Here is a 13713-nt window from a genome sequence, read left to right on the forward strand (position 1 = left end):
CGAGTGGCGCAGTTAGAATGATGATAGCAAAATTTTACATGGAAATAAGGACTGCCTCTTCATTGGGGAGGGGGAAAGACCATCCGCCGCAAGCTTCCGTCTCCACCAGGCATGGGAAACTCCTACATTTTTACATCTTAAGTCGCCATTGCTTTAGCATCTTGCATTGATCTTATGCGCTTTCGAAATTCAGGTTTAAGTTATTCCCCAATCACGTAGTCACCGTTTAACGGGTGGTTTGATATCGAGGCTGTCCCAAAAGTAAACTCTGGAACACCTTCAGCAGCAAAATAGGATGACATACGGAATAAACCAAGGAGCTAAGCGGCCTATTCTCGCTTAGTTCCTTGGCTTTTGGCGTCCACCGCTTCTTGAGCAGATTGTGGGCAAGCGAAAGCCATCCGACCTCCAGACTTACTTTGGGTAAGCCTTGAAGCAGGAACCTTTTAAAGCTTCGGTTGTTCTTCATATCGCCAAACACAGGCTCCGGCTCGATCATGCGCCTTACGGCCAGGCCATACCCTTTTTCACTGCGGAGCTTTTCCCTGGCCTGTTTCTTTAGCCGCCAATACTTTCATGCTCACTTTGATCTCGCGATCACCTTGGGCTTTGGTACACTGCGGCTTTAGCGGGCAGTCCTCACAGCCGACGCATCGCGCAGAACCCCATTCATTTTCACATAATCAAGGTAATTCCGCTACCGCTTCCTACCAACTGATCATTTAAAAGCGGCGCAATGAGTCCTTAGCGAAATAACGCAATCTTCTCCCGTATTGCTTCATCCATTGGTTAGTAGCCTCCTTATGAATCGGAAGGCCAGCCGGCTAACCTTTGCCTCCATTATACTGACCCGTGCACGATGAGGCTAGGAAAAAGGTATGTGGAAACGTTAATCTGTTTTCGCGACCCGTGCGCCGTGGTACAATGAATGTGCCATAAAACGGTTGATTCGATGACCCCACCACCTTCTTACGAAGGTTGCTTTCCCCAAAGCTTGGATCATCCGAAGCAATTTTATGGCTTTTTCTTTTGGATCCTTCGGCAATACTTGATGGTCTCCTTCTTCCCGAAAAAATAACGTCCATTCGGTTTGCTTTCCGTGAGCGCATCTTCCATAGAACCGCCGCAACTGACGTGTACATAAGCAAGATTGAGTAAGCCAAAATGCGAGCAACTACCGATGACAAAGGAATCGCTCGTTGTCGGCGTCTATTTGAACGTTACAGAAAGTTTAACTTCGCTAAGCATTCAGGAAGTGCGACTTTCTGTACCAAGAAAAAGTACCTCTAAATCGCGGTCGCTCATCCTTGTATGGACTTCGATAGATGTTTTTTTATGATAAACATCATGCCTCTACATTTTCTGCACATTGGCATAGAATCGGACACTGCTGCTGAATGTATGCGGCCCATACCGCTAACTGATCGCTGCGATAATATTGGCGATTTCGCGGGCTCGATGGCGGTACGTATGGGCGCTGAGCAGATGCCGATAACCGGCAGCCGCGATGCGCTGGGCTTCATCCGGATGCTTCAAATAATAATCGGCCCGCTCCAGCATTTCATCGCGCGTTCGGAATATGGCCAGATGCATCCGATCCTCGAATAAATGCTCCATGCCCGGCGCATACTCCGACAAAACCAATGCCCCGCAGCCCATGCCTTCAAAAATGCGCGTGCCGATGCTGCTGCCCCCATTGGTGCTGACATTGATCACGAGCTTCGAGTTGCCGTACGTCGGAGCCGCCTGATGAAGCTCGGCGTTCGGCCGGAGCGCCAGCCGATGCTTGGCGCCGAAGCGGATTTTCAGCAAGCTTAGCGGTATAGTGCAGCTGTCGATGGTCGTATCCGAGCTTTTGATGAACGAAATATCCGTGCTGCGCCGGCTGAGCGGTTCGGTACAGTTAAACAGGTCTTCCGCCATCGCGAACGGAAAGAAGTGCACCGGAGCGGAGAAGCGGTGCGCCAAATGAAGCGAATGCGCCATCAGCACCATATCCGGCCGATAGGCCCGGTCGAGCAGCAGACTGATCTCCAGACGGTGCTCCCCATGAGTGATCCACAGCAGCTTCGGAATCTTCACGCGCTCGATGCCGTTCACTCTGACCGGCGGTCTTGCGGGATTGTCCACGAACAGAACCGCTGCGTACGGAGTCATATCCAGCCGTTCAAAATCGACGGCTTCCGGCTCGTGATCGATGTGCCAGCCGATCCTGCGCAATCCGTCCTCCAAGTATCGTCCTGGCGTATAGCACGTTTTTCCGTAGCACATCAGAAGCCTGTTCTTCCTCACGTTGCCGGGCCCTCCTGTGGTCGATTCTATGCTGGTTGAGATTTCTTTGCAATAACATCATTTCGTCCTGATTTCCGTCGTTCTGTCCGAAGTGCGATTGGCATAACGCATTGCCTGCGCCGAATCACCAGGCCATCGGGCCGGCACTTGCAGGTTTGATTGTTGTGCTCGTACGCCCGTTCCCGCGCCGGCCGGCTCTTGGTTATGTAGATATCTCCGATTTTACACGAAACCCCGGGTCAAGGAACATTGCAATTCATGGTCATGACCATGCATTAAATAGTTACGATACCGGTAATCGCACCCTCGCCGCAAATATCCTTCGCACTTCTCAGGCATTGACGCAGCATAGCTTTCTCGTTCTTCCCAATCATGCCAAAGCTGAACATCGCCATCCATTGTCGCCGACAGACTTAAGCGTGTGAGACTTCACAAAGTCTCGTCCCATTTTATAGATATGCTCGATTATACAAAAATGATAAGCTGATAGAATACAACATTTATAAATTATCGTACGTTAGATGAAAGCGCCTCTGCAATAAGCATGAGCATCTACGGCGCGATCTTAGCCAGATGGGGCCCGCGCTTGCTTGATTCCATGCCAAGACAAAAAAGACCGCCTCCGATCATCCAGCAAAATGACTCAGGAGGCGGCCTCTTGGGCGAGGTCCGGTTACAGGGCGATATGCCCCCCATACAAGGGGGATACGTGCTTCAACCATTCTTCGTCAACGCTCGCGCTTTCCTTCCATATGCGAATCGACCGCTCCAGCTGAACCGTATTCCATACGACAATGGCATTGACCAGCAGACTGTTCGCCTGCAGGAAACGGGCCTGGTCTTCCGCATGCTTTCCTTGCAGGCTCCCTCCGCCGCCGGGCGTCAAGAGGCGGATCAGCGCGTACAACTCCTTCCACCGCTGCGCATCCCGGGCCATTGCTTGATGCAGGGAACGGCTGCGGATGAACTCGGTATAAAACAGCGTTTTTTCGATCCGGCCGATTTCCCGCAGTGCTGCGTTCAAGCTGTCCCGGGACCGCACCTTCGCAAACATGCGGCTTGCCGATACCGTTCCCGAGCGTATCGCTTGCACAAGTTGCCGCAGCTCGGCGGCCGCTTCGCGGATGATCGCGACGTCGATATCCCCCGGCTTCACGAACGGCGATGTCGGTATCCGGCCGATTCGATACAGCCGTGTATTGTGAAACCGGCGCAAACGGGGGAACAAGCGGGTGCCGAGCAGCCGGGACAATCCGAACAGCCGGTCGGCGAAGCCGGAAGCATGACAGTAATGCAGGCTGTACGGTGTATCCGGACTCGCCGCTCCGTTCAGCAGCGGGCCGAGATCGCCAAACGGGGCTGCCTCGGTATGCACGATCAGGAATTGATCGTTCATCCAGCGATATTGATAGCAGCGCCCCGCCTTTTCTCCGCGCAAGGTTCGCGCCGTGCTACGGACGACCGGAACCGCCTGCACATCCGAGGAAATGCCGCCCGACTCGCTCCAATGAACGGCGAGAGGCAGGCCTCGCTGATATTCGATCAGCGCCTTGTTCGCCTGCTCGATCGTCTCCTCGTTTACGCGCCACTGCAGCGTGTTCATCAACTGCCGGTAGGACGCTGCCGAAGCCGCCCCGTCCCCGGCAGCGTTCTTCAGGCCGTTCGCCGTCCCGAGCGCGACGAGAACGGTCCAGAGCTTATGCTTTTCCGCTTCGTCAGGCTCGCGCAAGGTAGAAGAATGGACAAACCGGTCGGTGAAGCCGGTCCAGGCATCCACTTCCCGCAGCAGATCCATTAGACGAATGCCGGGAAGCCGCTTGTAAAGGGAATGGTTCAGCCTTGTCCACCTGCCGCTGCCCTCGCCTGCATCCCGGGGCAAGTAAGCCGCCGACATGCCGGTGCTGTGCGAAACGAGCGGCAGCTGTTCCGCCAACCTCCGCCGGCTGTCCGCCAAATATTCCTCCAGCCAACGCTCGTCCTGCGGCTCGGCCCGCCGTCCGCCGTCCCCGCCGCTCGGCAATAAATATTGTCCGAAAGGCCGGTGCGCCTCGCTGCCGGCAACCCACAGGTTGCCGGCTCGCAGCTGATTGCGAATCTCGACCATCACCGCCATCTCGAATACATAGCCGTACATTGCCCCGCGGTCGTCCGCCATCAGCAATCTTGCCCGCCTCGGAACCAAATTCAGCATATGTTCGGAGACAGCGATATGGCGTTTGCCGCTTCGGTTCATCTGACGCAATACTTCGATGGCTTCAAGCAGAGGGGAGCTTGCGTCATTGCCGCGAAAATCGAACAATTCCAGCATGACGGGGGTATACTTCCGGAAGCGGAAATACCGTTTCTTGAACGGCGTGCGGAGCGAAGGAGGAAGCGCCGCAGCGCCGTCAGGCACAGATGCGTCGCCGTGCTGGCGGCGACAGGCGGCCATGTCCGAAATAAACCGGGTAATCAGGCAATCATGAATGTATACGGCGCGGTCCACAAGCATCGCAGCTAACGTTTGAAGATGCAGCCCGAGCAGTCCATACTTCTTGTCCGGCCTCAACCGCTTATACAAGTGAGGCTCGTATGCAGCGGAAATGCGAATCAATTTGCGCAGCCTTGCGGGGGCAATCGCCCCGGCATCCACCCGCAGCTCCATCTGCCGCAAATAGCCGAGCCGTTCCGCGACCTTCAGAAACCCTTCGGGCGAATGAAGATCGGTCCGGTCCCTGACCCAGGCCAACGTTCTCGAGGATTCCTGCCCCTCCAGCATGGCGTCCATGCGCCGTCTCTGCTCCTCCGTAATCGAGGCGTCCAGAATGGAATACATTTTTTTGTCCGCCCGGTGCATGGCTTCCCATACAACCCGTTCGATGGTGGATATGGCCGGCAAAATAATTTTGTTCTCCCGCAGCCAGCGTACGGCAATATCCATCAGCTCCACAGCATTGTCGTTCTCCCACGCCTCGGCATACAGCAGCCGCACCAGGGATTTGTACCGCTGAGCCGAAAAATTATCGTAGCCGAATGTTCGGCGGATTTCCTCCAGATGCTCCCTTCGGGTCGGTTCCCGCTTGGCATATTGAGCCATGACATCCGGCGAAACATGGATTTGATCCGCAATATAAGTTAATGTAGATGGCGGAATCGACTCGTAGTGCGGGAGCGGCCAGCCGGGATATTGAACCAGCGCCAGCTGCACGGCAAAGCCCAGCCGATTGTGGTCACGGCGCCGCATCAGAATGCAGTCCCGCTGCGCTTGGGTAAACGTAAAATACTGCTGCGCGCTCTGTTCGCCGGCTTCCGGAATTCGCTTGAAGCGTCTCCGCTGTTCTTCCGTCAATACTTCCTTGGCATTCACCAAAACCCCACTCTCCTGTCCGCAGTCAACCTCATTCTCCTTCAGCCATGCATCCGAGCCGATCAGTCCGTCAGGTTCGCTGCTTACGTCGACGCTTGTCCCGACATAACAACCATCGCTGTCCGCATCAAGATCAGCCTCACGATCGATACGACACCTGCATTTCATTTGCTCATGCATATATAAACGGTTACCTGTGATGAATTTTACAGCCCGCAATATCGCTTTATTGTATCCTGAGTATGCGATCGCGTGATTCTGCTGTTCAAGCAGCTATCCCGAGAACGTTGCCCGGCACGAGCCGCTTCCGGGAAAAATCCGATGGCGCTCCCGCGATAGGTTGTAACACTAATTTACAGAAATGTAAATGTTAAGCTATTCATTTTTTCATTTTAAAACTTAGCTCCATTGAAGTCCAGTAAAAATTTTTTAACGCAGCGGTCAATGGAAAGATCGCCGGTCATCGGCGCTAAAGCTTCCATCGACTCCAAAATCATGGAAAAGCCGATGGCCCCATGCAATGATCTATGATCATCAATGACATGAACGGCAATGAAGAGAAGAAAATGATGGAGGCTCTTATGTCCAGAGAGCGAAGGAATTGGCTGAGACCTTTGCCGTAATCCTCCGCCAGATGTCGTCTCGGAGCTTTTGGACTGAAAGTCGGCGGCAAGGCCGCTTTTTGACAAGTAGGCTCAAGCGGAGTGGCGCCCGTTACCCGCGCTGCAGGTAAGGCTTCCCTTACCTCATGAGGCCGATCATCGCGAGGTGTTCGGCGAATTAGGGTGGTACCGCGAATGTTCCCCTTTCGTCCCTTTAGGCATGGCAAATCGATGCTGCCTGAAGGGGGAAGGGGTTTATTTTATTTTGAGGAGGATGTATTGCCATGAAACCATCACCTGTGTCGATGTCGCCCCTGTCGAAGTCCCCGTCGCAACCGCATGCGCAAGAAGAGCGGATCACCGGATCGGAGGTTCTGCTGCGTTGCCTGCTGCAGGAAGGTACGGAATGCGTGTTCGGATACCCCGGAGGCAGCGTGCTGTACATTTACGATGCGATGGCCGGCAATCCGGATTTCAAGCACATCCTGACCCGGCACGAACAAGGGGCGATTCACGCAGCGGACGGCTACGCCCGCTCGACGGGCAAAGTCGGCGTCTGCCTCGCCACCTCCGGCCCCGGAGCGACCAATCTGGTCACCGGCATCGCGACGGCCTATATGGACTCCGTTCCCCTGGTGGTCATTACCGGCAACGTGCCGACCGCCGTCATGGGGACGGATGCTTTTCAGGAAGCGGATATCGTCAGCATCACGATGCCGATTACCAAGCACAATTACTTGGTGCGCGACGTCCATGAGCTGCCGCGCATCATCCGCGAAGCCTTCTATCTGGCCCGCACAGGCAGGAAAGGGCCGGTGTTGATCGACATTCCGAAAGACATCTCGAATCAAACGATGCTGTACCGCCCCGCTGGCGGCCCTATTGAGGTGCGGGGATACGATGCCGCGCCGGCTCCCGATCCGGCGTCGATCGACCGGCTGCTTGAGGCGATCGCCGAGGCGGAGAGGCCTGTCATTATCGCCGGCGGCGGGGTCGTGTATGCCGACGCCTCCGAGGAGCTCGTCACCTTCGTCAACAGGACCCGCATTCCGGTGACGACGACCTTGCTCGGCTTGGGCGGCTTCCCCAGCGGGCACGAGCTGTGGTTAGGCATGCCGGGCCATCATGGCTTGTATGCGGCCAATATGGCTATTCAGCAGGCGGATCTGCTCATCTCGATCGGCTCGCGGTTCGATGACCGGGTTACGATGAAGCTGGACGGCTTTGCCCCGAATGCGAGACAGGTCGCCCACATCGATATCGACCCAGCCGAAATCAACAAAAATATACGGACAGACATCGCCTGCATCGGCGATATCAAGGAGGTTCTGGGATATGCGAACGCGCGGGCCGTCCCTTCCCGCTCAAGCCGCTGGCTTCAGACTATCAAGGAATACCAGGCGCGGTATCCGCTGCGGTACAAAGATTCCGACACAGAGTTGAAGCCGCAGTATGTTCTGGAGATGATCCACGAAACGACGCAGGGCAACGCCATCATTACGACAGACGTAGGCCAGCACCAAATGTGGGCGGCGCAATTTTACCCATTTCAACACCCCCGTTCGCTCATCACCTCCGGCGGCTTCGGAACGATGGGCTTCGGTCTCCCCTCCGCCATCGGCGCGCAGGTCGGCAATCCGGACCGCCTCGTCATTTCGGTCAACGGCGACGGGGGGATGCAGATGTGCGCCCAGGAGCTGGCCGTCTGCGCCGTTCAGCAGATTCCGATCAAAATCGTCGTCATCAACAACGAGGTGCTCGGCATGGTCAGACAGCATCAAGAGTTGATGTACAACCGGCGGTACAGCCAGATCGATCTGGCGGGCAGCCCTGACTTCGTCAAGCTGGCCGAAGCGTACGGCGTCCCCGGATTCCGGGCCCGCACCAAGCAGGAAGCAAGGCGGGTCTGGCAGCAAGCCCTCGACATTCCCGGGCCGGTGCTGGTGGATTTCATAGTGCCCAAAGACGAAAATGTATATCCGATGGTGCTCGGCGGGAAGACGCTGGATCAGATGGTTTTGGGGGATCTTGAGGTTTAGACGGTTAACCGGCAAAATCAAAGGCCGATGACGAACGAATCGTTCGTCATCGACCTTAACCTTCGGCGACTGAGCATTGGCTGACCATCCTTACAGCATTGACGGCAGACCGGACGGAAGAGGACTAACGGACGTATACGCTTTTCTTTGCCTGAAAAGATGCTGGTTTGATTTTATCGAGGACAAGAGAGCGGGACCGGCGGCCTGCCGCAAGCGGCCAAAACACGCCGCTGGCCGTTACGCTCTGGATCTCGACAGCAAATACAGAAAATACGGAGCGCCGATGATCGCCACGACGATGCCGGTCGGAATTTCCGACGGCTGCAATATCCAGCGGCCGATCGTATCGGCCGTGATCACGAGCAGCGCGCCGAGCACGGCCGAGCAGGGCAGCAGCAGCTGGTGCTTCGCCCCAACCAGGCGCCGCGCCAGATGCGGACCGATCAGCCCGACGAAACCGATGCCTCCGCTGACGGAGACGCTGGATGCGGCCAGGCCGACGGCTGCCGCCAGCAGCTTGAACTGCTCCCTGGAGACCGCGGTGCCAAGCCCGATCGCCATCGGCTCGCCAAGCTGAAGCACGTTCATGACCTGCGCCTTATAGAAGACGTAAGGCAGCAGCACGACAATCCACGGCAGCAGCGCGAGCACGAATTTCCAGTTCGCTCCCCAGATGCTGCCGGCCAGCCAGGTCGCCACAAACTGATATTTCTCCGGAGACAGCCGCAGCGTCAGCACGATCATCGCCGCGCTGATGGCAGCCGCGACGCCGACCCCTGTCAGCAGCAATCTCGTCGGAGACAAGCCTTGGTGGCGCTTGTAGGCAAGCGAATAAATAAGCGCAGCGGTCAAGCCCGAGCCGACAAGCGCCAGCACCGGCAGCAGAAAGACCGGCGCCGCCATCGTCGTCGGGAAGTAAGCCACGAACAGCATCACCATGATCCCGGCGCCGGCATTGATCCCGAGGATGCCGGGGTCCGCCAGCGCATTGCGCGAGATGCCCTGCATAATGCAGCCGGACACGGCAAGCCCTGCGCCGATCAGCAGCGAGATGACGATCCGCGGCAGGCGGAATTCGAACAGGATCAGCTCCTGCTTCTCCGTCCCCATGCCAAACAGCGTGCGCAGCACATCCCACGGCGACAGGCGGATATGCCCCGTGTTCATGCTGATCAGAAAAACAAGAACGACAAGAAGGCCGATGACAGAGATGACGACAATGCCCCGTTTCCTTCTTCGTTGCTCCGAAAATGAAATCGTTGCAGCGTCCATCTACAGCTCCCGCCTTTCTTTACGCGCCAAATACAGGAAGAAGGGAACGCCGATCAATGCGATCAGCGCCCCGAGCGGCGTTTCGTAAGGCGGCCGCACCATCCTTGCCGCCAGATCGGCGTACACGACGAGCAGACTGCCGAGCACCGCGGAGCACGGGATAATCCAGCGGTAATCGACCCCGACCAATTTGCGCGCCAAGTGCGGAATAATGAGTCCGACAAAACCGACTGCGCCGACGACCGAAACCGCCGATCCGGCCAAAACCAGCACAATGACTGCCCCCGCCAGCTTGACCAGATTCGTCCGCTGTCCGAGCCCGCGGGCGACCTCTTCGCCCAGGCTCAGCATCGTAATTGAACGGGACAGGGCAATAGCCCCGGCAATCGCGGCGGCTACCCAGGGCAGCATGATTTTTAGCTGATACCATTTGGTGCCCGCCACCCCGCCGGCATACCAGAACGCCAAGTCCTGACCGACTTGAAAATACAGCGCGATCCCTTCGCTCAGCGCGCTGAACAGGGCGCTGAGCGCCGCGCCGGCCAATACGAGGCGCACCGGCGTCAGTCCGCCTTGGGCGAGCGAGCCGATTCCGTATACGAGCCCCGCGCCGACGCCCGCCCCGATGAAGGAAAACATAATCAAGTGCATGAAGGGCAGCCCGGGATAAAGAGCGAAGCAAATCGCCAGCGCCAGTCCCGCCCCGGCGTTGAGTCCGAGCAAGCCGGAATCCGCCAGCGGATTGCGCGTCATCCCCTGCATGATCGCCCCCGCCACGGCGAAGGAGGCGCCGACCATCGCCCCTCCGAGCACTCGCGGCAGCCTGAGCTCCTGAATAATTTGATGCTGCGTCACATCGGGGTTAAAGTGGAAGATCGCCTCCCACACGACGGGAAAGCTGATATCGGCAGCCCCGAAAGAAACCGACAGCCCGACGCTCAGCGCCAGAGCGGCCAGCCCGAAGGTTAGAATGAAGGTTGCCGCCCACGGCCGGCTTCTGACCGCGGCCGCCGCTGCCGGCAGCGGCTCCCTCGGCATCGGCTCCCTTTGCAGCGGCATCCTTTTATGTTGGATCACTTTCGTCTCTTGAGTCATAAGCTCCACCTTTGCTTGCATTCCGTACTCGCACACGCTGCATCGTGAGCGTTATTTCGATAATAGACGCCTATGACCAGCGATTCCTGTCGTCATCGGTCGTCACCTGCGGTGTTGAAAATTCGCCGAAGGGTTTCGTCAAATTTTCAAGATAGACGCCTATGACCAGCGATTCCTTCGTCATCGGTCGCCACCTGCGGTACCTGAAATTTCAGCGTGCGGATATCGCAAAATTTTCAAGAAAGAATTCCGTAAGCATGTTCAATGGATGCTCGAGCGCGATGATGTCCTGAAAATAGCTGAAACTGCTTAAGCCGCTGCTGCGCCTCGGCTTCTTGGTTAAGCAGCTTGCCGATTTCCAGCAGCCGCTCCTTGTAATCGTATTTTCCGTACGGGATCAGGATGGTCGGAGCGATTTTGGACAAGTTGTCGTAAGCATCCTCCTGATAAGTCAGAATGAGATCGGGATTAAGGCTCGTGATTCGCTCCAGCGACACGGCATCGTCCGCGCTGATGCTCTCCACCCCGTGCAGAAACTCCTTGTAATAAGGAGCATCGAAAATCATCGAATTGGGCACGCCGACAGGCTTCACTTCACGCCGGCAGCGATGACATCCCCCGCATAATCCCGCACCGCGACAGCGACTCTTGCAGGATTGCCGGGAATCTCAACGTCCCGCTTCTCGCTCGAGTAAATCCTGGTAATGTGGCTAGCTTCCTTCCCGCTGTCCGCTTGCTTCTCCTGATCGGAGAAGCATTCGTTGCGTTAGGCGGATTCGCTTGGCAAGCGCCGGGCAGCACGGCGACGACCAGCAGGAAGCAACCGGCGAGCGCAAAACGCTTCCTTCGGTGCAACGTTCCAACCCCCATCTCGCACTGAAAAAGTTTATGATAATGATTCTCATTTTCGAGGTTTATTATGGCATTAATTGCGCCGCTTGACAAGGGTTAAATTGATTTTGTTTGAATTGTGACAAAATAAAGCGCGGCTGCGGCTGGACGCTCGAGGGGGCAAGCAAGGGGAGAGCAAGCGGGGCGAAGGCGTGTGGCGGATTAATCCACAGCCAAACAGCCCGGCCGAGCAGCAGCAAGCAATGCCGGAATTCCAGCGCACAGCGCTTCCGATCATTCGTGGCCATCGGCTTAACGAACGTCAGCCCCTTCTTTGCAAGCATGCGGACGAGCCGAAAAAGGCCAATGAACGACTGTTCACGAAGATGGTGCTACCAGACGCTAAATTAACGGCAAGCGCAAGACCGCAGCCCTTAACGACTGCGGTCTTCTTATCGCCGCCTGATGGCGCGGCATTCTGCGCTTTCATTGCAGCACGCTGCCCAGCACGTCGTCGATTATCCGGCCGCTCGCGATCGGCCCCGAATACAACCAGCTGGAGCTGCGGTCAAAGGCGTACACCTGATTGTTCTTGACGGCCGGAATGCCGGCCCAGACCGGGTCCTGCAACAGCTGCTCCTTGGACACGCCCTTGCTGTTGACGACGAACAAATAATCCGCGTCCATCTCGGCCAGCTTCTCCAGCGAAAGCTGAATCCAGTTGTTGTCGCTTGACCGGGAAGCTTCGCGCACCGCATCCGGCGGAGTCAGCCCCAGGTCCTTATACAGCACATCGCCGCTGGACAGCTTCTCGTTGACGACGTAGACGCTGCTGGCGGTTACCCACAGCGCTGCCGCCTTCTTGCCCTGGGCCGCCTGCTTCAGCTTCTCCCGCGCCTCGGTCGCCTTCGCTTCATAAGCTGCCAATACGTTTTTCGCTTCCTCGCTTTTGCCGAGCACTTCGCCGACCTTCAGCAGCACTTGCCGCCAGTCGTTATTTTTTTCCGTGCCTACCGTGTAGGTCGGGGCGATTTTGGCATATTGATCGTACTTATCTCCGGCGACCATGTCCGCGCTGCCCATAATGATCAGATCCGGGCTGAAGCTCATGACCGCTTCGTACGGCAGATCGGACGGAATCGGCGGGATGCCGGCGAGCTCACCCTGCAAATAGGCCTGCACCGATTGGCCGCCAACCGACCATTGGGCGACAGGCCTCACGCCAAGCGCGACCAGATGGTCTTCCAGGTAAGAGGCGATAATGCGCTGCGGCTGGGCGGGAACCTTCACTTCGTGGCCGAGTGCATCGGTTAAGACTCGCTCCGGGGCGGTTTTTTCGGTGTCGGTTGTCGTCCCGCTGCACGCATTCAGCATCATCGCGGCGCAGAACAGGATGCTGAGCACGACGGGGCGCTTGAGACGTTTGAACATGATTGACGACCTCCACGGCAAGTTGATAATGATTCTCATCTCACATTACTATACCAACCCGCTCCTTGGCTTGCAAGAAATAATATGGAGGCTCAGCTGAGACGAAAAAAAGGCGCATGAGCCATTTTCTCAACGCCGCAGAAAGCCAGACGTTTTTCTCATCCGCCATTTATTCAAACAAGCTTTTCCATATGTAAAATGCAAAGCGGTTCCCTGCAGGACGTTCGCGTGCCTCTACTCCTTCAGTAGCCGGACAAACTGCTTGCCGAACTGCCGGCACGCTTCCTTATCCTCCTCGGACGGGGACAATTCGACCTTCAGCCCCGGCAGCACGACTTCTGCTCCGAGCTCGGTCAGCTTCTCGATCAAGGTGTCTACCGCTGCCCCGTAAGAAGAATATGCGGAGTCGCAGGAGCCGAAAACAGCCGCCTTTTTACCGTCCAGCTGCAGCGATTCCATATCGTCGTAAAAATCGAGAAACTCGTCGGGCAGCTCACCGTCTCCCCATGTATAAGCGCCGAGCAGAATGCCGTCATATTGTTCCAGTATGCTCCCGTCCGCGTCCAGAACCGATTTCATGACGAGCTCCCCGCCTTCCTCCTGCACCCCTTCCGCAATCGCTTCGGCCATCTCCTCCGTGTTCCCCGTCATGCTGGCGTATACCATTACGATGCTTGCCATTCCTGCACTCTCCCTCGAACTTGAATTCATGCAAGGCTGCACTCCCGCGAACGGGATCTTTTGTATGATTTATGACCATGATCTGAAGCCATGCGCGCGCACATTTATTAGAATAATTGATAAT

General features: G+C 56.5%; 9 protein-coding genes and 1 pseudogene. 2 read left to right on the forward strand and 8 right to left on the reverse strand.

What is annotated here, in order from left to right:
• Positions 1-367 precede the first annotated feature (367 nt).
• From F591_RS33560 to F591_RS0113805, 3 genes and pseudogenes are all read right to left on the reverse strand, one after another.
• Positions 368-656: pseudogene (locus F591_RS33560) on the reverse strand (transposase); the annotation flags it as partial.
• A 760-nt stretch (positions 657-1416) separates the two neighbouring features.
• Positions 1417-2292: a CgeB family protein gene (locus tag F591_RS0113795; RefSeq protein WP_019535200.1), complete on the reverse strand. Its 876-nt coding sequence runs from the start codon at positions 2290-2292 to the stop codon at positions 1417-1419.
• A gap of 673 nt (positions 2293-2965) precedes the next feature.
• On the reverse strand, positions 2966-5638 hold the full coding sequence (locus F591_RS0113805) for a Tn3 family transposase (protein ID WP_245581046.1): 2673 nt from the start codon (positions 5636-5638) through the stop codon (positions 2966-2968).
• A 907-nt stretch (positions 5639-6545) separates the two neighbouring features.
• Between F591_RS0113805 and ilvB the strand changes: the two genes are divergently transcribed.
• Positions 6546-8279, forward strand: coding sequence for a biosynthetic-type acetolactate synthase large subunit (gene ilvB, locus F591_RS0113810; protein ID WP_019535202.1), 1734 nt, complete (start codon positions 6546-6548; stop codon positions 8277-8279).
• 237 nt (positions 8280-8516) lie between these two features.
• On the opposite strand, the gene F591_RS0113815 is transcribed toward ilvB, so the two are convergent.
• The 3 genes from F591_RS0113815 to F591_RS29615 form a co-directional block, all read right to left on the reverse strand.
• On the reverse strand, positions 8517-9551 hold the full coding sequence (locus tag F591_RS0113815) for a FecCD family ABC transporter permease (protein ID WP_019535203.1): 1035 nt from the start codon (positions 9549-9551) through the stop codon (positions 8517-8519).
• Positions 9552-10589, reverse strand: coding sequence for a FecCD family ABC transporter permease (locus F591_RS0113820; RefSeq protein ID WP_156829570.1), 1038 nt, complete (start codon positions 10587-10589; stop codon positions 9552-9554).
• A 293-nt stretch (positions 10590-10882) separates the two neighbouring features.
• Positions 10883-11224 (reverse strand): ABC transporter substrate-binding protein, encoded by a 342-nt coding sequence (locus tag F591_RS29615; protein WP_156829564.1) that lies wholly within the window; start codon positions 11222-11224, stop codon positions 10883-10885.
• Positions 11225-11426: 202 nt separating this feature from the next.
• Between F591_RS29615 and F591_RS31450 the strand changes: the two genes are divergently transcribed.
• Entirely contained in the window at positions 11427-11588 is a 162-nt protein-coding gene (locus F591_RS31450) for a hypothetical protein (protein WP_019535206.1), read from the forward strand.
• 375 nt (positions 11589-11963) lie between these two features.
• Here the strand turns inward: F591_RS31450 and F591_RS0113835 are convergent, their stop codons facing one another.
• Together F591_RS0113835 and F591_RS0113845 are read right to left on the reverse strand one after the other, a co-directional pair.
• Positions 11964-12908 carry an ABC transporter substrate-binding protein gene (locus F591_RS0113835; protein ID WP_019535207.1) on the reverse strand — a complete coding sequence of 315 codons (945 nt, stop codon included), beginning with the start codon at positions 12906-12908 and terminating at the stop codon, positions 11964-11966.
• A 234-nt stretch (positions 12909-13142) separates the two neighbouring features.
• On the reverse strand, positions 13143-13589 hold the full coding sequence (locus F591_RS0113845) for a flavodoxin (RefSeq protein WP_019535208.1): 447 nt from the start codon (positions 13587-13589) through the stop codon (positions 13143-13145).
• Positions 13590-13713 lie beyond the last annotated feature (124 nt).

Origin of the sequence: Paenibacillus ginsengihumi DSM 21568 (assembly GCF_000380965.1) — a bacterium.
Taxonomy (GTDB): Bacteria; Bacillota; Bacilli; order Paenibacillales; family NBRC-103111; genus Paenibacillus_G; species Paenibacillus_G ginsengihumi.

Bases quoted from the DNA above. Each gene is read 5' to 3' on its own strand.
- ilvB (WP_019535202.1), top strand. From the start codon at position 6,546: ATGTCGCCCCTGTCGAAGTCCCCGTCGCAACCGCATGCGCAAGAAGAG.
- F591_RS0113815 (WP_019535203.1), bottom strand. From the start codon at position 9,551: ATGGACGCTGCAACGATTTCATTTTCGGAGCAACGAAGAAGGAAACGG.
- F591_RS0113820 (WP_156829570.1), bottom strand. From the start codon at position 10,589: ATGCCGAGGGAGCCGCTGCCGGCAGCGGCGGCCGCGGTCAGAAGCCGG.
- F591_RS0113835 (WP_019535207.1), bottom strand. From the start codon at position 12,908: ATGTTCAAACGTCTCAAGCGCCCCGTCGTGCTCAGCATCCTGTTCTGC.
- F591_RS0113845 (WP_019535208.1), bottom strand. From the start codon at position 13,589: ATGGCAAGCATCGTAATGGTATACGCCAGCATGACGGGGAACACGGAG.